Below are 19,053 nucleotides of genomic sequence, written 5' to 3' on the forward strand. Positions count from 1 at the left end.
TTATAACCCTGCTTTTAAACTTGCTTCAATGAAACGGTCGATGTCGCCATCCAGCACCGCTTGCGTGTTGCGCGTCTCTACGCCAGTGCGCAGATCTTTGATACGTGAATCGTCAAGTACGTATGAGCGAATCTGACTGCCCCAGCCAATGTCGGATTTGTTGTCTTCCGCGGCCTGCTTGTCAGCGTTTTTCTTCTGCATCTCATATTCGTACAGCTTCGCACGCAACTGCTTGAAAGCCTGATCTTTGTTCTTGTGCTGTGAACGGTCGTTCTGGCACTGCACCACAATGTTGGTCGGCAAGTGGGTAATACGCACCGCAGACTCGGTTTTGTTAACGTGCTGGCCGCCCGCGCCCGAAGCGCGGTAAACGTCGATACGCAGATCGGCGGGATTGATGTCGATATCGATGTTGTCATCCACTTCCGGGTAGATAAACACCGAACTGAATGAGGTATGACGACGGCCGCCGGAGTCAAATGGACTCTTACGCACCAGGCGATGGACGCCAGTTTCGGTACGCAGCCAGCCAAACGCGTAGTCACCGATGATTTTAATGGTGGCGGATTTAGTACCGGCCACTTCACCGTCTGACTCTTCAATGATTTCGGTTTTATAACCTTTGGCTTCTGCCCAACGCAGGTACATGCGCAGCAGCATACTGGCCCAGTCTTGCGCTTCAGTACCGCCAGAACCGGCCTGAATATCCATGTAGCAATCGGCGCTGTCATACTCGCCAGAGAACATGCGACGGAATTCGAGTTCGCCCAGCTTGGCTTCTAAACCATCCAGCTCGATAACGGCTTCGTTGAAGGTCTCTTCGTCGTCGGCTTCTACCGCCAGATCCAGCAAGCCCTGCACATCTTCCAGGCCCTGACGCATATGATCTAAGGTTTCTACCACCGCTTCCAGCGAAGCGCGTTCTTTACCCATCGCCTGCGCGCGTTCAGGTTCGTTCCAGACGTCAGGCTGTTCCAGCTCGGCGTTTACTTCTTCGAGGCGTTCTTTCTTGGCATCATAGTCAAAGATACCCCCTAAGAACGTCGCTGCGCTCGGTGAGGTCTTGAATACGATTTTTGACCGGATTAATTTCAAACATGGCTTTTCAGTCTTTTTTGACGATTCGGTGAAAGGGGATAAAAAGTAACGCGCTAGTTTACCCGAAACTGCGCGTACTTTGTAGCATTGCAGGTATGCGAGATAGCGCAACAGTGCGCCCAAAGGGATTCGGTTACCCACCATGGCGAACCAGGGTCACTCGCTGCAGGTTACCGGGTGCGCTTTTACACGCCCCCGAATGAATGATGCGGTTATAGCGGCCAGATATGGTCGATAATCAGTTGAACCGAGCGGTTGCCACGGTATTCGTTGATATCGAGTTTGTAGGCTAGCTTCACCTGGCGCACGCTGGTATCCGGCCACAAGGTCGTATCAACGTTAAACGCGATGCCATCCAACAGTGGGCCGCCGCCCAGTGGCTCAATCATCACCTTGAGGTGGCGCTCGCCCACCAGCTTTTGTTGCAGCAATTTGAACTGGCCGTCGAACACTGGCTCCGGAAAAGCCTGGCCCCAGGGACCGGCTTCACGCAGCATCTCTGCGGTGTGCAGCGTGAACTCCTGCGCATGCAGTTCGCCATCGGACCAAATCACACCCTGCAGCGCCTCACCATCCAACCACTCGTCGATCAGCGCGGCGAAGCGTTCGCGGAACAGATCATACTTCTCGGTTTCCAGCGACAGGCCCGCCGCCATCGCGTGGCCGCCGAACTTAATCATCATGCCCGGATAGAGCGTGTCGAGACGCTCCAGTGCATCACGTAAGTGCAGCCCCGCAATCGAGCGGCCCGAGCCTTTAAGCGTGCCGTCGCCCGCTGGCGCGAAGGCGATCACCGGGCGATGAAAACGCTCTTTCAACCGTGATGCCAGAATGCCGACCACGCCCTGATGCCATTCGGGATGATAGAAGGCCAGCCCCAGCGGCAAATCGGTGTGCTGGCGTTCCAGCTCATCACACAGCGCCAGCGCTTCGCTCTTCATGCCCTGCTCAATCTCTTTGCGCGTCTGGTTCAGCGCATCAAGCTCGTTGGCAAGCATGCGCGCCTGCGCAATGTCTTCGGTGAGCAGCAGTGCCACACCGACCGACATATCATCCAGTCGACCGGCTGCATTGAGGCGAGGCCCGACGGCAAAACCGAGATCGCTGGCCGCCAACTGACGCGCATCGCGGTTGGCGATCTCCAGCAGCGCGCGAATCCCCGCCCGGCATTTTCCAGCGCGGATGCGGCTCAAGCCCTGCCACACCAGAATGCGGTTGTTTGCATCCAGCGGCACCACGTCAGCGACGGTGCCCAGTGCGACCAGATCCAGCCACTCCGCCAGATTGGGTTCCGTTTTGCCATCGATAAACCATTTTTGCAGACGCAAATGCGCACGCAGCGCCAGCATCAGATAAAACGCCACCCCCACGCCCGCTAACGAACGCGAAGGGAAGGCGCTGTCATTGAGATTGGGGTTAACGATCGCTTCCGCGTCTGGCAACGTTTCGCCAGGCAAGTGGTGATCGGTAACCAGCACCGGAATACCGTGCTGATGGGCGGTCTCCACGCCTGCATGGGAAGAGATACCGTTATCCACGGTGAGAATCATCTCCGCACCGCGCGCGCGCGCCTGCTCAACCACTTCAGGGCTCAGGCCGTAGCCATCCTCAAAACGGTTGGGCACCAGATAATCGACGTTGCCGCCCATGCTGCGCAGCGCTAAAACAGTTAACGCGGTGCTGGTTGCGCCATCGGCATCGAAATCACCCACCACCACAATACGGCGGCCGGTTTCCAGCATTTGATGCAGTAAGGCTACCGCTTGATCGATGCCACCCAGCGTTTGCCACGGCAGTAGGTTTTTGGCACCGCGCTCAAGTTCAGCAGCCTCTTTCACACCGCGTTGCAGGTACAGGCGGCGCAGTAGCGGGGGTAAGGTATCAGGTAAGCTGGCGTCGGCCTGGATTTCACGCCGACGCAGTTCGACAGAATGCATCACTGTGGATTAACCGCCCCGCTTCTGGCCATCAAGAACCTGTTTCAGCTCCTGCGGGCCCTGATAGCCAGGGATCATCATGCCGGTATCGGTGAGAATGGCGGGCGTGCCCTGAATGCCGTACAGGATGCCCAGCTGATAATGCTTATCCAGATTGATTTTGCAGGTTTCTGGCGCATCCATCTGCGGCGCATCGCCTTTCATGGCGGCATCAAAGGCTTTGTTGCGATCGGCGCTGCACCAGATGGCGCGCATGGCTTTTTCCACCTGGCCGTGCAGACCTTCACGCGGGAAAGCGAGGTAACGCACGGTGATGCCCAGCGCGTTGTAGTCGGCCATCTGCTCATGCAGCTTACGGCAGTAGCCACAGGTGATGTCGGTAAACACGGTAATCACGTGCTGCTCTTTTGGCGCTTTATAAACGATCATTTCCGGCGCCAGCGCAGTAATTTTCTTGTCCAGCAACTGGTTGGTGACGTTCACCGGCTGTGCACCGCTGACATCATACAGTGGGCCCTGAATCATGTGTTTGCCATCTTCAGAGACGTACAGCACACCGCTTTCCGTCAACACGGTTTTCATACCCGCCAGCGGTGAAGGCTGAATCTCTGTCTGCTGCAATCCGAGTTTTTTCAATGCTTGCTGAATGGCGCTGTCATCGGCATGAGCCAGACCGGCAAAGGCGCTGACCAGCAATGCCAGCATCGTTAACTGTTTTTTCATCTCAATTCCTTGTTGCCGCGGTTCAAGCACGCGGATGATGCTGTTGATGTAACTGACGCAGGCGCTCGGTAGCCACGTGCGTATAAATTTGGGTGGTGGAGAGGTCGCTGTGTCCCAGCAACATCTGTACGACGCGCAAATCCGCACCGTGGTTCAGTAAATGTGTGGCAAATGCGTGACGAAGCACGTGTGGTGATAGCTTTTCGCTGTCGATACCGGCAAGGGTGGCATAGTGTTTGATGCGATGCCAGAAAGTCTGACGCGTCATTTGTTGCGCGCGGTTACTGGGGAACATCACATCCAGCGTTTGCCCATTCAGCAACCACGGCCGACCGTGCGCCATATAGTGCTCCAGCCAGTAAATCGCTTCTTCACCTAATGGCACAAGTCGCTCTTTGTTACCTTTGCCGATCACGCGCACCACGCCCTGACGCAAACTGATGTCGCTGAGGGTTAAACCCACCAGCTCCGACACACGTAAACCGGTGGCATACAGCAGTTCCAGCATCGCTTTGTCACGTAGCTCAAGCGGCACATCAATACTCGGTGCCTGCAGCAGACGTTCTACCTGGTTTTCACTGAGGTCTTTTGGCAATCGCTGCGGCAGTTTGGGCGCGGAGAGCAGTGCGCTGGGGTCATCACTGCGCAGCTTTTCGCGATAGAGGTATTGAAACAGACGGCGCATCGCGCTGAGCGTACGCGCCGAACTGGTGGCCTTGTAGCCGCCTTCGACGCGTTCGGCGAGAAATTGCTGCAGATCGAGCGCTTCCAGTGTCAGCAGCGTACGTTCGTGGTGGTGTAACCAGCCGGTGAGCGTTTGCAAATCCTGGCGGTAAGACGCAAGGGTATTTTGCGCCAGGTTACGCTCAATCCAGAGCGCATCCAGAAATTGTTCAATCAGATCGCTATCCTGCACGGTTCCCCCCAAACACGTGTGAAATCGTGCTCATTATGCCTGAAAGTCACCTGCTTCTGGTACAATTGCGCCAAAGTGAGTTTCAGTCAGAGCATTAATTGCATGAATATCGGTCTGTTTTACGGTTCAAGTACCTGTTACACCGAGATGACGGCGGAGAAGATTCGCGATTTTATCGGTGAAGAGTTAGTCACGCTGCACAACCTCAAAGATGAAGATCCCTCGCTGATGGAGCAGTACGATTTGCTGATCCTCGGCATTCCCACCTGGGATTTCGGTGAGTTACAGGAGGACTGGGAAGCGGTGTGGCAGCAACTGCCCGCGCTGAATTTGCAGGGAAAAATTGTCGCGCTGTACGGCATGGGCGATCAGGCCGAATATTCAGAATGGTTCCTGGATGCGCTGGGCATGCTGCATGAATTGCTGCAGCCGATGGGCGTGCAGTTTGTCGGTTACTGGCCGCTGGAAGGCTATGAGTTTGCCAGCAAAAAACCACTCACGGCTGACGGCACCCAGTTTGTCGGCCTGGCACTCGACGACGTGAATCAGTTCGAGCTGAGTGAAGATCGTGTCGAACAGTGGTGCGAACAGATTCTGACGGAAACGGCCGCACTGCTTTAACGCGACGCATCTCTGTCACGCAGAAAATAGCAGGCGCGCAGTGAGCGCCATGCATAGGGCGGCAGGTTATCCATCATCAACCACAGTCGCCAGCGCGTGCCCTGCTGGTTTTGCAACGTTAACAATACGCCGAAAGGCAACCAATCTGCCTGCCGCGCTAATTGCCAGCGCTTTGCATGCCAATGCCAGTCACCCTGTTCATCCAGCCCTAAGCGACCGGTGCGCTGCCTGAGCCGACGCTCATTGCGCCCGCACTCCAGCAGCATCAGAATCAGCAGCGGGGCTTTGCCCCACGCCCAGCCCTCGGGCCACTCAAGACTCAACAGCCAAACGGTGAACAGCACATACAGCGTCACGTTAAGCGCCCGAGCGCTGCGTGACGGCTGCACATCACATTGGAACCGGTCCGCGTTCACGGTTGCGTTGCTGAATCAGTTGCACCATGCGCTTGAACTCTGGATCAGCGGGTTCGCCGTGGTTCATCAACCAGTTAAACAGGTCGGGATCGTCACTCTTGAGCAGGGCGATAAACACCTGCTTATCGGTGTCAGTGAGCGAGTCATATTCGTATTTGAAGAACGGCATGATGGAGACATCCAGCTCCAGCATGCCGCGACGGCACGCCCACTGAACGCGAGCTTTATCATGAATTTCCATGTGTCTTTTTTCCATGGCTGAAAACAGTGGCGCTCAGTGTACCTGCTTTTTTCTCTGCCTGCAGGCGCAGCGCTGAATGCTGCGTGATATTGCGCACAACAGTTCTACCCATTGCAGGTTTATCACGCGATTTGTGCGCCAGATGAGGTAAACAGGTTGCAAAGCAGCACTGCTCTTTTAACATTGGAAGCAATATTGTTATTAATCAGGACGCACCCATGCCGATTTTCACCCTTCCGCCACGCCAGCCTGCTGCGGCCTCACGCCTGCCATTAACCCTGATCTCCCTCGACGAGTGGGCGCTGGTGTCGGTGCAGGGCAAAGACAGTACGTCATATCTGCAAGGCCAGGTCACTTTAGATGTTGCTGCAATGGACGCCACCCAGCATCGTCCGGCAGCCCATTGTGATGCCAAAGGTAAAATGTGGAGTAACCTGCGTCTGTTTCATCGCGGCGAAGGTTACGCCTACATCGTGCGCCGCAATCTGCGTGAGCAGCAACTTAACGAACTGAAGAAATATGCGGTGTTCGCCAAAGTCACCATCGCTGCCGATGATGATGCAGTGCTGCTGGGTGTGGCCGGTTTTCAGGCACGCACGGCACTGGCTGATGTGTTTGCCACCCTGCCGGATGCAGAAACACCGGTGGTACAACAAGGCGAGAGCACGCTGCTGTGGTTTGAACACCCCGCCGAACGTTTCCTGCTGGTGACCACGCTGGCTCAGGCAGAAACGTTGAAAGAGAAGTTAGCCGGTGCTGCACAGTTCAATGACAGCACGCAGTGGCTGGCGCTGGATATTGAAGCGGGCATTCCGGTGATTGAAACCGCCACCAGCGCGCAGTTGATTCCGCAGGCAACCAACCTGCAGGCGCTGGATGCGATTAGCTTTAAGAAAGGCTGTTACACCGGTCAGGAGATGGTGGCGCGAGCTAAATTCCGCGGGGCCAACAAGCGTGCGCTTTACTGGCTGGCGGGCAGCGCCAGCAAAGTACCGCACGCTGACGGATCGATGGAGCTGCAAATGGGCGACAAATGGCGTCGTACCGGCACCGTATTGAGCAGTGTGCAGCTGGATGACGGTAGCGTGTGGGTGCAGGTGGTGATGAACAACGATCTGGAGCCGGACAGTGTGCTGCGCGTGGAAGGTGATGAAGGCGGGAAACTGACGATTCAGCCACTGCCGTATTCATTGGTCGATTGATTTGTATTTCGGGTGCGCATAAATGCGCACCCTCGCAGCAACCTTAGGCTACATAAAAGTAAATCGCGCAGAAGTGCAGTACGCTGCCGCCCAGCACAAAGCCGTGCCAGATGGCGTGGTTGTAGGGAATACGCCGCGAGACATAGAAAATTACCCCTAGCGAGTAGACAATCCCGCCCGCAGCCAGCAACCACACACCTCCGGCTGACAGCCTGGTCGCCAACTGATAAATCACCACCAGCGACAACCAACCCATGCTGAGATAGGTGACCAGCGACAGCGCTTTAAAGCGGTGTGCAATCGTCAGTTTAAAGATGATGCCTGCCAGCGCCAGGCTCCAGATCACCACCATTAACCCTTGCGCCAGCGGTGATTTCAGTCCCACCAGCAGGAAAGGCGTATAAGTGCCCGCGATCAGTAAATAGATCGCACAGTGGTCAAATTTCTTCAGCCAATATTTCGCCTTTTGGTGCGGAATGGCGTGATAGAGCGTTGAGGCGAGGAACAGTAAAATCATGCTGCCGCCATACAGACTGTAGCTGGTAATCGCAATGGTGTCGGCTCGCATTTCAACCGCTTGTGTTAGCAGCAACACCAATCCAACAATGCCGAATATGCAGCCAATTCCGTGGCTAATGCTGTTGGCGATCTCTTCGGCTACCGAGTAGCCCTGAGCAAGTATACGATTCTGTGCCATGCGCTAACATCCTGGAAAGAGGGTTAAGAACTGTGTTTTTTATCAACATCAGGGTAACCGGGAAAAATTTCAGAGTACACATGTACGCTAAAATAATTCTATGACAGGCGTGTGACAAATGGCCGATGGCAGCGCCGTTGATCACGCTGCCTCACTGTCGGATAGTCAATCAGAGGATTAGCGGCCACCTGCCGCATCAATAAAGGTGCCGGTGACGTAAGAAGCGGCATCACTTGCCAGCCAGATAATCGCGGCGGCGATCTCTTCAGCCTGCCCGCCGCGCTGCATTGGCAGCGAACTGGCCACGCGGTCTACTCTGCCAGGCTCACCGCCATCCGCGTGCATCTCGGTATAGATTAAACCCGGCCGCACGCTATTGACGCGAATGCCCTGCGCCGCCACTTCCAGTGATAAGCCTTTGGTCAGCGTATCCATGGCCCCTTTTGACGCTGCGTAATCAACATACTCGCCCGGCGCACCGAGACGCGCTGCCGCTGAGGAGACATTGATGATCGAACCGCCCTGACCGCCGTGTGCGGTGCTCATGCGCTTGACCGCTTCACGACAGCAGATAAAGGTGCCAGTAACGTTGGTGGCGAACACGCGCTGAATACGTTCAGCATCGAGATCTTCTACGCGGCACTGCGTAAACAAAATCCCGGCATTATTGACCAGCACGCGCAGGTTGCCTGCCTGCTGATCAAGCTGTTGGAACATGCGCACGACCTGAGCTTCATCGGCGATATCCGCCTGCACGGCAAAGGCGCTGCCGCCCTGTGCTTCGATCTCAGTCACGACCTGCTGAGCTTCAGTGGCGCGCTTACGATAGTTAACTGCAACACGATAACCCGCCTGCGCCAGCATCAAGGCTGTTGCGCGTCCAATGCCACGGCTACCGCCGGTGACTAATGCCAAATCCATGTTGCCTCCAAATAGAAAAAGGGCCGATTTCTCGGCCCTTAGATTAGGGATCAAAATGTGTTTAGCCAAAATAATTTGAGTTGCACAAGGCAGCAGGCCCCACCCTTCCCGCAAGCCCATATAAGTCCGTGAGCGAGGTGAATGAGTGCCGCCAATACAACGGCGGCCCTGAGCATAACGGCTAAATTATTGGTATTCGCTCATTGGAACACAGGAGCAGAACACGTTGCGGTCGCCAAACACATCATCCAGGCGCTTAACCGTTGGCCAGTATTTGTTGGCACTGCCAGCCGGGAACACTGCCAGTTCGCGGGTGTACGGATGCGCCCACTCGCCAACGATCTCCATCTGAGTATGAGGTGCATTTACCAGCGGGTTATCGCCAGCGGGCCATTCGCCGTCGGCTACGCGGTCAATCTCCATGCGGATGGAGAGCATCGCATCGATAAAGCGATCCAGCTCGATTTTGCTTTCGGATTCCGTAGGCTCAACCATCAGTGTCCCGGCCACCGGGAAGGACATGGTTGGCGCGTGGAAGCCATAGTCGATCAAGCGTTTGGCAATATCCAGCTCGCTGATGCCGGTCTGCTCTTTCAGCGGACGAATATCGAGAATACATTCGTGCGCCACACGGCCATCGCGACCTGCATACAGAATCGGATAAGCCGATTGCAGACGGCTGGCAATGTAGTTGGCATTCAGAATGGCTACCGAACTCGCCTGCTTCAGACCCTCCGCGCCCATCATGCGGATGTACATCCAGCTGATTGGCAGAATCGAGGCACTACCGAATGGTGCGGCAGAGACCGCACCTTGCTGCGTCAGCACTCCATCAATTTGCACCACGCTGTGACCCGGTACAAACGGAGCCAGATGCGCTTTCACACCGATTGGGCCCATGCCTGGACCGCCACCGCCGTGTGGAATGCAGAAGGTTTTATGCAGGTTAAGGTGCGAGACATCTGCGCCGATGTAACCTGGCGTGGTGATGCCCACCTGGGCGTTCATGTTGGCGCCATCCAGGTAAACCTGACCGCCATACTGATGCACGATCTGGCACACTTCACGAATGGTTTCTTCGTACACACCGTGGGTTGAAGGATAAGTCACCATGATGCAAGACAGCTCATCGCCAACCTGAGCGGCTTTCTCACGCAGATCGCCGAGATCGATGTTGCCTTGTTTATCACAGGCCACCACCACCACTGCCATGCCCGCCATCTGTGCGGAAGCCGGGTTAGTACCGTGCGCAGAACTTGGGATCAGGCAGACATTACGTCCACCTTCGTTGCGGCTCTCGTGATAACGACGAATCGCCAGCAGACCAGCATATTCACCCTGCGCACCGGAGTTTGGCTGCATGCAGAGTGCATCGTAACCGGTGAGCTGTACCAGCCACTGTGACAGCTGGCCAATCATCTGCAGATAGCCTGAAGCCTGTTCTGCCGGGCAGAATGGATGCAGCTCGGCGAATTCTGGCCAGGTGATCGGGATCATTTCGGCTGCGGCGTTGAGTTTCATGGTGCACGAACCGAGCGGGATCATCGCCTGATTCAGCGCCAGATCCTTTTTCTCCAGGCTGTGCATGTAACGCATCATCTCGGTTTCGCTGTGATGACGGTTAAACACTGGATGGGTCAGGAACTCGCTTTCACGCGACATGCCTGCCGGGATCGCGCTGTTTTCCGCGGCTACGCTGGTATCCAGAGCATCAATCTCCTGACCGTGCGCATCACCCAGCAGAATGGCAAACAGCGTCTGCACATCTTCGCGTGAGGTGGTTTCATCCAGCGTGATACCCACGCCGTTGAGCACGTCACTGCGCAGGTTGACGCCAAAGCTCAGCGCGCGATTCAGCACTTCGGCTTTATCGGCGACTTCAACTGTTAAGGTATCGAACCAGCTGTTGTGACGCAGCTTCAGTCCACCGTTTTTCAGGCCAGCGGCCAGAATACTGGTCAGACGATGAATGCGCGAGGCGATGCGCTTGAGGCCCGCCGGACCATGATAAACCGCATACAGGCCGGCGATGTTTGCCAGCAGCACCTGTGACGTACAGATGTTGGAGTTGGCCTTCTCACGACGGATGTGCTGCTCACGGGTTTGCATCGCCATACGCAGTGCAGTGTTGCCAGCAGCATCACGTGAAACACCGATGATACGACCCGGCATTGAACGTTTGTGCTCATCGCGGCTGGCGAAGAACGCAGCGTGTGGACCGCCGTAACCCATCGGCACACCAAAGCGCTGAGCGGAACCGAAAACGATGTCTGCGCCCTGCTTGCCCGGTGCTTCTAACTGCACCAGCGCCATGAAATCGGCGGCCACGCTCACCACCACTTTGCGGCTTTTCAGCTCGGCAATCAGTGCACGGTAGTCATGCACTTCACCGCTGGTGCCCACTTGCTGCAGCAGCACGCCAAACAGGTCGTCGTGATCCAGCGCTTTGCTGGCGCTGTCGATGATCAGTTCAAAACCAAAGGTTTCTGCACGCGTGCGCACCACATCCAGGGTTTGCGGATGGATGTCTTCGGCGATAAAGAATTTACCGGCATTTTTCAGTTTGCTGACGCGCTTCGCCATCGCCATCGCTTCGGCGGCGGCAGTGGCTTCATCGAGTAGTGAAGCAGAGGCGATATCCAGACCGGTTAAGTCCAGCGTCAGGGTCTGGAAGTTCAGCAGCGCTTCAAGGCGGCCCTGCGATACTTCTGGCTGATACGGGGTGTACGCCGTGTACCAACCCGGGTTTTCCAGCATGTTTCGCAGGATAACCGGTGGGGTGATCACGGCACTGTAGCCCATGCCGATCCAGGATTTGTAGATTTGGTTCTGACTGGCAATGGCTTTCAGCTCTGCCAGCGCTTGCTGTTCGGTCGCGGCATCACCGACCGCAGGCGGGCCTGGCAATTGGATGTCGGCAGGCACGATGGCGCTGATCAGTGATTCCAGAGAGCTGGCACCAATCGCTTCCAGCATGGTGGCCTGCTGCGCGGGTGTAGGACCGATATGGCGCTCAATGAAGGCACCGTTGTGTTCAAGCTGGCTGAGAGTCTGGGTCATTTGCAGTAAATCCTGAATCGGGCTGGGTTACAAAAATGGCATTAAATCAGGCAGATAAAAAAGAAGGCGCTGCAATGCAGCACCTCCGATGACTACCGGTTACTCGTCGATAGCGCCTTTATAGGCATCGGCGTCGAGCATCGAATCAAGTTCTGAAACGTCGCTGGCTTTAATACGGAATAACCAGCCTGCGGCGTACGGTTCGCTGTTGACCAGCTCCGGTGCGTCGGCCAGCTCTTCGTTCACGGCAACGATTTCACCGCTCAGTGGGGCATAGATGTCTGAGGCGGCTTTCACCGACTCCGCGACGGCACAGTCATCACCGGCAGCGAAAGTGGCGCCCACATCAGGCAGATCCACAAACACCATATCGCCCAGCAGTTCCTGCGCGTGTTCGGTGATACCCACGGTGAAGGTGCCATCGGCTTCTTTACGCACCCACTCGTGACTATCGCGGTATTTCAATTCATTAGGCACATTGCTCATCGCCATTTCTCCTGAAAAATTACTGAGCGACCGGCTTGCCGGCGCGAACAAAAATCGGTTTGGTGACTTTCACCGGCATTTCACGATTGCGGATCTCTACAATCGCTTGCTCACCAATGCCCGCTGGCACACGTGCCAGCGCGATGCTATAACCCAGCGTCGGGGAGAAGGAACCACTGGTAATAATACCCTGCTGTGGCTGACCTTGTTCATCGGTGAAACGCACCGGCAAGCCGTTTCGTAGCACCCCTTTTTCGGTCATGATCAAACCCACCAGCTTTTCAGTGCCATGTTCACGTTGCGCTTCTAGCGCCTCGCGGCCGATGAAATCGCGATCGGTCGGTTCCCAGCTCACAGTCCAACCCATATTGGCCGCCAGCGGTGAAACGCCTTCATCCATTTCCTGACCGTAGAGATTCATCCCCGCTTCCAGACGCAGCGTGTCACGCGCACCCAGGCCAGCCGGCTTGACGCCTGCTGCCAGCAGTTTCTGCCAGAAATCGGCCGCTTCACTGTTCGGCATCGCAATTTCATAACCGGCTTCACCGGTATAACCGGTGGTGGCGATGAACAGGGTTTCGCTTTGCACACCGAAGAACGGTTTCATGCCCGCTACAGCTTCACGCTGCGCCGCAGTAAACAACGTCTGTGCTTTCTGCTGCGCCTGCGGGCCTTGTACGGCAATCAGCGCCAGGTCGTCACGCTCGGTGAGTTCGACACCAAACGGCTGAGCGTGCTGTTTGATCCACGCCAAATCCTTCTCACGCGTCGCGGAGTTCACCACTAAACGGAAAAAGTCTTCGGTCATAAAGTAAACAATCAAATCATCAATGACGCCAGCCGAAGCATTCAGCATGCCGGTGTAGAGGGCTTTGCCGGGTTGCGTCAGTTTGGCGACATCGTTGGCCAGCAGATAACGCAGGAATTCACGGGTGCGGACACCGTGCAGATCGACGATGGTCATGTGGGAAACATCAAACATACCGGCATCGTTGCGCACCACATGATGCTCATCCATTTGCGAGCCGTAATGCAGTGGCATCATCCAGCCATGGAAGTCCACCATGCGCGCACCGCATGCCTGATGCTGTTCGAATAGAGGCGTTTGCTGAGTCATAACCATCCTGTGAAAACAAGTGAGTGTGACGCGCCTGCGCCGCCTATACAGGCTGACGCAAACGTTCTCTTTGTGCTGAAGTTACCACCGAACGCGGCGATTAACCATAAGGTAAACGAGGGCGAAACAGTACCACCCTTCAGCACGCACCAAACCCACCACAGCACAATTCACTGCATTTTTGTGATTAAACACGCATAAAATACAATTAATAACGATAAACACAGCCTGATAATGGAACACACGCCTCAGTACGGGAAATAGGTCCGGCGAACCCGCGACACCTTCATTAGTTAAAGTAATGCGAATTGGCGAGTAAAATTAGAATAAATCAAACGAGGCGCAATTTGAGTGCAGAGGCGCACCAGAGCAGTGCATAGGGTGAAAAAGCTAATTAAAATGCGCTTGTCCAAACACAGCCTGCAACGTCCCAGTGCAGACGTAACTGTCACTTTAGGAGCGGCTTTTGGTATGACGAGACAGTGATTCATGCAAAAAAATGGCGCCTGAATCGGCGCCATTTAAAGAGAATTTAACGAATCCAGCTGGGCATATCATTTAGCCCCATGGCCTGCTTCAGCATCATCGGTTTGACGCCCGGCAATGTGTCAGCCAGTTTCAATCCCACATCACGCAGTAGCTTTTTCGCCGGATGGGTGCCGGCAAACAGCTCACGGAATCCCTGCATGCCCGCCAGCATCATTGCCGCACTGTGCTTGCGGCTGCGCTCATAACGTCGCAGATAAAGGTGCTGCCCGATATCTTTCCCTTCCTGATGCAGACGACGAATTTCACCGATCAGTTCCGCGGCATCCATGAAGCCAAGGTTAACGCCCTGTCCGGCCAGCGGATGAATGGTGTGCGCGGCATCGCCCACCAGTGCCAGGCGGTGCGCGGCAAAGTTACGGGCATAGCGCGCCATTAGTGGGAAGGTTTTGCGCTCGCTTTCTACGTGGCATAAGCCTAAACGCATATCGAAGGCTACTGACAGATGCTGGTTGAACAACGCTTCTGGCATCGACTGCACGCGGGCCGCTTCTTGTGGCGACAGCGACCAAACGATGGAACACAGGTGCGGGTCCTGCATAGGCAGGAACGCCAGAATGCCGTCGCCATGGAACACCTGACGCGCAATCGCATCGTGCGGCATATCGGTGCGGATATTGGCGACCAGCGCGTGATGATCGTAATCCCAGAAGGTAATCGGGATATCGGCTTTGTCGCGCAGCCACGAGTTTGCCCCATCCGCGGCAATCAGCAGGCGCGCACTCATCATGCTGCCGTCCTGCAAAGTGATGAACGCTTCGTTGTCGCCAAAGGCCACCTGCTGCAACTGCGCAGGGGCAAATAAGGTGATATCGCTGCACTGACTGGCGCGCTGCCACAGTGCGCTGTGAATCACCTCGTTTTCAATAATATGGCCGAGATGGGATAAGCCTTGCTGCTCATCATCAAAGCTGATGGAACCAAAGCTGTCTTGATCCCACACTTCCATGCCGTGATAGGCGCTGGCGCGCAATGCCAGGATGCTGGACCAGACGTCCAGTTTTTGCAGCAGGCGTTCGCTGGCAGCGTTGATCGCCGAGACGCGAATTGACGCGGCGCTCGCCGGATCAAATTGTGGCTCAGGTGCTTTCTCCAGCACGGCAACGCGCAGGCCGCTGCCCTGTAATCCGCAGGCGACGGCCAGACCTACCATACCGCCACCGGCAATAGCCACATCAAATGTTTGCATTGCTGCCCCTTAATTCATGCTCAACGCTTCACCCAGCCGAGCGTGCGCGCGGCAAGTGGGTTTCGCAGCCATGGCAGATGGTCCATTGCCACCAGCCCAAGATTTCTTCCCGCCACTAAGGGCGCATAACGATTGGCAAACAGTCGCACCAGGCCATCGGTCACGCCGATTGTCGCGGCGCGATCCGGTTGACGGCGTGCAGCGAAGTGCTGCAAAACGCCATAGCCGCCAACATCCTGCTGCTGACGATGCGCGCCTGCCAGCGTTTCCGCCAGCGACATCACATCGCGCAGGCCCAGGTTAAAACCCTGGCCCGCAATAGGATGCAGCGTTTGCGCCGCGTTGCCCACCAACGCCAGGCGATGCGCCACCTGACGTTCAGCGGTTTGCAGCGCCAGCGGGTACACTTCGCGCTGGCCGGCATGGGTAAAACGCCCTAAGCGCCAGCCAAACGCTTTTTGAAGCTCGTGCAGGAAGGTCGCATCATCCCACTGTTTAACTGTCGCTTCTGCCTCGACGGGATGGCACCACACCAGCGACATGCGATTGCCAGACATCGGTAATAGCGCCAGCGGACCGTGCTCGGTGAAGCGTTCAAAAGCACGCCCCTGATGCGGTTGCTGCGTGGTGACGTTGGCAATCACCGCCAGCTGCTGATAATCGTCCCGCTGCCAGGTCATACCGCATGACGCCGCAAGGGGCGAACGTGAGCCATCGGCTGCCACCAGCAACGCTCCCTGTAGCTGCTCGCCGCTGTTGAGTGTCACTGTGACAGATTCAGCTGATCGCACCACCGTCGTGACGTAATCCGGGCAGCGCAGCGTCACACCAGGCGCACTTTTCAGACGCTGGAACAGGCGCTGGCCCACATCAAACAGCTCAACCACCTGCCCCAGCGCTGGGACCTGATAATCATCCGCCTTTAGCTGCACAAAACCGGTGTGGCCACGGTCAGAGACGTGAATATCCGTGATCGGCGTACCGCAATCCGCCAGCGAGCGCCATACATCGATATCCGCCAGCTGCTGACAGGTGCCCGCCGCTAACGCAATCGCCCGGCCATCAAAGCCCGGATGTTTGCGGCTATCCGGCAGACTGCGCTCAATGAGCGTGACGGGCAGTTGGCCTTGCGTCAGATGCGAAATCGCCAGCGCCAGGGTTGCCCCGGTCATGCCGCCGCCTGCAATCAAAATGCTCATGCGTGGCGTGCCGCTGCCATCAAGGCTTCAATTGCCTCGGCATCTTTTACTACGCTGTCGGTCAGGTTTTCGTTGCCGTCAGCGGTGATCACGATGTCATCTTCGATACGGATACCGATGCCGCGATACTGCGGTGGGACTTTGGCATCCGGCGCAATGTACAGGCCCGGCTCAATCGTCAGCACCATGCCCGGCTCGAGAATGCGGTCACGGCTTGGCGTGCCATAATGGCCGACGTCATGCACATCCAGCCCCAGCCAGTGGCTTAAGCCGTGCATAAAGAACGGACGGTGCGCCTGCTCTTCAAACAGCGTGTCGATATTGCCTTCCAGAATACCGAGATCGACCAGACCAGTAATCATGATGTGCACCACTTCGTCATTAACGTCGTGGATGCTGATGCCCGGACGGAACATCGACAGCGCTTTGTACAGCGAGGCCAGTACGATGTCATAAATCTCGCGCTGCGGTTGGGTGAATTTGCCATTAACCGGGAAGGTACGGGTGATGTCACCGGCATAACCGTGGAACTCACAGCCCGCGTCAATCAGCACCAAATCACCATCGCGCATTTCACTTTCGTTTTCGGTGTAATGCAGGATGCAGCCGTTTTCACCCGATCCGACAATGGTGTTGTAAGAAGGGAAACGTGCGCCGTGGCGATTGAATTCATGGTGAATTTCGCCTTCGAGCTGATACTCAAACATCCCCGGACGGCAGGCTTGCATCGCACGAGTATGCGCCAGCGCACTGATTTTTCCCGCACGGCGCAGGATTTCAATCTCAGCTTCGCTTTTGAACAGGCGCATATCGTGCACCCACGGACGCCAGTCGGTGACAGTGGCAGGCGCGCTGAGATTCTGACGGAAGCCGCGACGCAGTTTTTCCAACGCGCTGAACACCAGTTGGTCAGCTTCTGCGTACTCACCCTGAGCGTGATACACCACATCAAGCCCGTTGAGCAGCTGATGCAATTGCTCACCGATGTCATCCCACGGTAAAGCGCGGTCAACGCCAAGCTTAGCGGGTGCGGCATCTTGCCCGAGGCGGCGGCCAAACCAGATCTCAGCGGTAAGGTCGCGAACACGATTGAACAGCACGCTGTGGTTATGCTTGTCATCACTTTTGATCAGCACTAGCAGCGCCTGCGGTTCATTGAACCCGGTGAAATACCAGAAGTCGCTGTTTTGGCGGAAATTGTATTCCGTGTCGTTGCTGCGGGTCACTTCAGGTGCAGCGAAAATCAAAGCGGCGCTGCCAGGTGCCATACGGGCAATCAGCGCCTGACGACGTTGCTGGAAAGTATCCAGTGTAATCATGTTTGCACTCCCTGTTGAAACGGGCACCACGCGCCCGCAATAACGCACTTAGTGTAACGTTGGCTTTTGCACTTCCGGCGCAGTTGGCGTGTGCTGACGAGTGAATGTGTCATGGCAAAGCAAAGCCGCCACGCGCACATACTCAATCACTTCTTCCAGCGACTGCTCCAGCTCTTCCTGATCTTCATCTTCGTCGTAACCGAGCTGCGCGATGGTGCGCAAATCATCAATCGCTTCGCCGGTTTCGCCAGTGACTTTATCCAGCTTCGGCTGCGTAACGCCTAAGCCGAGCAGGAAATGATTGACCCAGCCCGCGAGCGCATCCGCGCGATCGAAGACGGTGATGTCATCATCTTCCGGCAGCATCAGCTGGAACATGAAACCCTCGTCTTCCAGCGTATTGCTCAGATTTTCATGCAGCGCCTGCAGCGGCTGTGACAGGCTTTGTGAAAACGCCATGCCTTCGTTGGTGAGGTCATGGACCATGGTTTTCCAGCGGGTGTCTTTGTTGCCACCACACAAAATGCCGGACAGCAATCCGTGCATTTCGGCTGGCGTCATGCCCACGCCCTGCTGAGAAAGGGCTGCGGCTAGCGCGTTGTAACCAGGAGTTTCGTTCTGTAAAGACATAGGCTTTGGTCGTCGTTGGCAGAATAAGTTCGTGTTATGCTACCACCAGGTGCCTCAGGGTTTCCAGAAAAGGGGTTGTAACTTATATCGCGGCTCTATATAGTTGCGCACCTCCCAACCCATTGACAGGTAAGGGAGATGCGAACAGAGTAATCAGTCAGGATGGTGGCATGTCTGCACAACCGGTAGATATTCAGATTTTTGGTCGTTCATTGAGAGTAAATTGTCCTCCCGAACAGCAAGATGCGCTGAATCTGGCTGCTGAGGATCTCAATCAACGGTTGCAAGATTTAAAAGTTCGCACTAGAGTCACCAATACAGAGCAACTGGTGTTCATCGCCGCCTTAAATATCTGCCACGAGCTGGCACAGGAAAAAGGCAAGACGCGCGACTATGCAGCAAACATGGAACAACGTATCCGCATGCTGCAGCAGACCATTGAACAAGCATTAGTTGAGCAAGGTCGCATAACTGATCGCCAGGGCCCTAAATTCGAATAACACTTCATGGTACTCGTGTTAGAGTGACGGTGAAGTCAATTTTCTCTGAGATGTTTGCAAGCGGGCCAGTCCCCTGAGCCGATATTTCATACCAACAGAATGTGACGCTCCGTAACCTGTGAGCATGCTCGGTCCGTCCGAGAAGCCTGATGGTTGCGACGGCATATTCACCTTGAACCAAGGGTTCAAGGGTTACAGCCTGCGGCGGCATCTCGGAGATCTCCTCTTTCGTCCC

General features: G+C 55.8%; 18 protein-coding genes and 1 other RNA gene. 4 read left to right on the forward strand and 15 right to left on the reverse strand.

What is annotated here, in order from left to right:
* The 4 genes from prfB to xerD all read right to left on the reverse strand — a co-directional run bounded on the left by prfB (nucleotide 1) and on the right by xerD (nucleotide 4,674).
* A protein-coding gene (gene prfB, locus AC1MDE_RS05380; protein WP_480344362.1) for a peptide chain release factor 2 occupies nucleotides 1-1,099 on the reverse strand; the annotation gives its coding sequence in 2 pieces (ribosomal slippage) (nucleotides 1-1,023 and nucleotides 1,025-1,099; 1,098 coding nt in all).
* Between the two features lie 211 nt (nucleotides 1,100-1,310).
* Nucleotides 1,311-3,035, reverse strand: a complete 1,725-nt coding sequence (gene recJ / locus AC1MDE_RS05385; RefSeq protein WP_480344363.1) for a single-stranded-DNA-specific exonuclease RecJ — start codon at nucleotides 3,033-3,035, stop codon at nucleotides 1,311-1,313.
* Between the two features lie 9 nt (nucleotides 3,036-3,044).
* On the reverse strand, nucleotides 3,045-3,758 hold the full coding sequence (gene dsbC, locus AC1MDE_RS05390; RefSeq protein WP_058961909.1) for a bifunctional protein-disulfide isomerase/oxidoreductase DsbC: 714 nt from the start codon (nucleotides 3,756-3,758) through the stop codon (nucleotides 3,045-3,047).
* A 22-nt stretch (nucleotides 3,759-3,780) separates the two neighbouring features.
* Nucleotides 3,781-4,674, reverse strand: coding sequence for a site-specific tyrosine recombinase XerD (gene xerD / locus AC1MDE_RS05395; protein WP_034823182.1), 894 nt, complete (start codon nucleotides 4,672-4,674; stop codon nucleotides 3,781-3,783).
* Nucleotides 4,675-4,776: 102 nt separating this feature from the next.
* On the opposite strand from xerD, the gene fldB reads away from it, so the two are divergent.
* On the forward strand, nucleotides 4,777-5,295 hold the full coding sequence (gene fldB, locus AC1MDE_RS05400; protein ID WP_058961908.1) for a flavodoxin FldB: 519 nt from the start codon (nucleotides 4,777-4,779) through the stop codon (nucleotides 5,293-5,295).
* Here fldB and AC1MDE_RS05405 read toward each other — a convergent pair.
* Together AC1MDE_RS05405 and sdhE are read right to left on the reverse strand one after the other, a co-directional pair.
* Nucleotides 5,292-5,711 carry a protein YgfX gene (locus AC1MDE_RS05405; RefSeq protein WP_480344364.1) on the reverse strand — a complete coding sequence of 140 codons (420 nt, stop codon included), beginning with the start codon at nucleotides 5,709-5,711 and terminating at the stop codon, nucleotides 5,292-5,294. The two genes, fldB and AC1MDE_RS05405, sit on opposite strands and share 4 nt — an antisense overlap.
* Complete coding sequence (gene sdhE / locus AC1MDE_RS05410) at nucleotides 5,686-5,952, reverse strand: FAD assembly factor SdhE (protein WP_038645011.1); 267 nt, start codon at nucleotides 5,950-5,952, stop codon at nucleotides 5,686-5,688. Before sdhE ends, AC1MDE_RS05405 begins: the two co-directional genes overlap by 26 nt.
* 218 nt (nucleotides 5,953-6,170) lie before the next feature.
* Here sdhE and ygfZ point away from each other — a divergent pair, with 218 nt between their 5' ends.
* Nucleotides 6,171-7,154, forward strand: coding sequence for a tRNA-modifying protein YgfZ (gene ygfZ, locus AC1MDE_RS05415; RefSeq protein WP_480344365.1), 984 nt, complete (start codon nucleotides 6,171-6,173; stop codon nucleotides 7,152-7,154).
* A 43-nt stretch (nucleotides 7,155-7,197) separates the two neighbouring features.
* On the opposite strand, the gene trhA is transcribed toward ygfZ, so the two are convergent.
* The 9 genes from trhA to AC1MDE_RS05460 form a co-directional block, all read right to left on the reverse strand.
* Nucleotides 7,198-7,851 (reverse strand): PAQR family membrane homeostasis protein TrhA, encoded by a 654-nt coding sequence (gene trhA, locus AC1MDE_RS05420; RefSeq protein WP_097118024.1) that lies wholly within the window; start codon nucleotides 7,849-7,851, stop codon nucleotides 7,198-7,200.
* A 177-nt stretch (nucleotides 7,852-8,028) separates the two neighbouring features.
* The gene (locus AC1MDE_RS05425; protein ID WP_479401583.1) at nucleotides 8,029-8,772 is read right to left on the reverse strand and encodes an SDR family oxidoreductase; all 744 of its coding nucleotides are present in this window, start codon (nucleotides 8,770-8,772) and stop codon (nucleotides 8,029-8,031) included.
* Between the two features lie 186 nt (nucleotides 8,773-8,958).
* A complete protein-coding gene (gene gcvP, locus AC1MDE_RS05430) occupies nucleotides 8,959-11,832 on the reverse strand; it encodes an aminomethyl-transferring glycine dehydrogenase (protein ID WP_480344366.1) in 2,874 nt (957 codons plus the stop codon).
* 99 nt (nucleotides 11,833-11,931) lie between these two features.
* Complete coding sequence (gene gcvH / locus AC1MDE_RS05435) at nucleotides 11,932-12,318, reverse strand: glycine cleavage system protein GcvH (RefSeq protein WP_034823193.1); 387 nt, start codon at nucleotides 12,316-12,318, stop codon at nucleotides 11,932-11,934.
* Between the two features lie 19 nt (nucleotides 12,319-12,337).
* The gene (gene gcvT, locus AC1MDE_RS05440; protein ID WP_058961902.1) at nucleotides 12,338-13,435 is read right to left on the reverse strand and encodes a glycine cleavage system aminomethyltransferase GcvT; all 1,098 of its coding nucleotides are present in this window, start codon (nucleotides 13,433-13,435) and stop codon (nucleotides 12,338-12,340) included.
* A gap of 532 nt (nucleotides 13,436-13,967) precedes the next feature.
* Nucleotides 13,968-15,170 (reverse strand): FAD-dependent 2-octaprenylphenol hydroxylase, encoded by a 1,203-nt coding sequence (ubiI, locus tag AC1MDE_RS05445; RefSeq protein ID WP_058961901.1) that lies wholly within the window; start codon nucleotides 15,168-15,170, stop codon nucleotides 13,968-13,970.
* 20 nt (nucleotides 15,171-15,190) lie between these two features.
* Nucleotides 15,191-16,369, reverse strand: coding sequence for a 2-octaprenyl-6-methoxyphenyl hydroxylase (gene ubiH, locus AC1MDE_RS05450; RefSeq protein ID WP_058961900.1), 1,179 nt, complete (start codon nucleotides 16,367-16,369; stop codon nucleotides 15,191-15,193).
* Nucleotides 16,366-17,688, reverse strand: a complete 1,323-nt coding sequence (pepP, locus tag AC1MDE_RS05455) for a Xaa-Pro aminopeptidase (protein WP_058961899.1) — start codon at nucleotides 17,686-17,688, stop codon at nucleotides 16,366-16,368. Before pepP ends, ubiH begins: the two co-directional genes overlap by 4 nt.
* A 48-nt stretch (nucleotides 17,689-17,736) precedes the next feature.
* Complete coding sequence (locus AC1MDE_RS05460) at nucleotides 17,737-18,318, reverse strand: YecA/YgfB family protein (protein ID WP_034823202.1); 582 nt, start codon at nucleotides 18,316-18,318, stop codon at nucleotides 17,737-17,739.
* A 170-nt stretch (nucleotides 18,319-18,488) separates the two neighbouring features.
* On the opposite strand from AC1MDE_RS05460, the gene zapA reads away from it, so the two are divergent.
* Both zapA and ssrS read left to right on the forward strand, forming a co-directional pair.
* Nucleotides 18,489-18,818: a cell division protein ZapA gene (zapA, locus tag AC1MDE_RS05465; protein ID WP_034823204.1), complete on the forward strand. Its 330-nt coding sequence runs from the start codon at nucleotides 18,489-18,491 to the stop codon at nucleotides 18,816-18,818.
* A gap of 39 nt (nucleotides 18,819-18,857) precedes the next feature.
* Nucleotides 18,858-19,041: non-coding RNA, 6S RNA (ssrS, locus tag AC1MDE_RS05470), on the forward strand.
* Nucleotides 19,042-19,053: the final 12 nt, after the last annotated feature.

The sequence above is a fragment of the Pantoea folii genome (assembly GCF_056678875.1).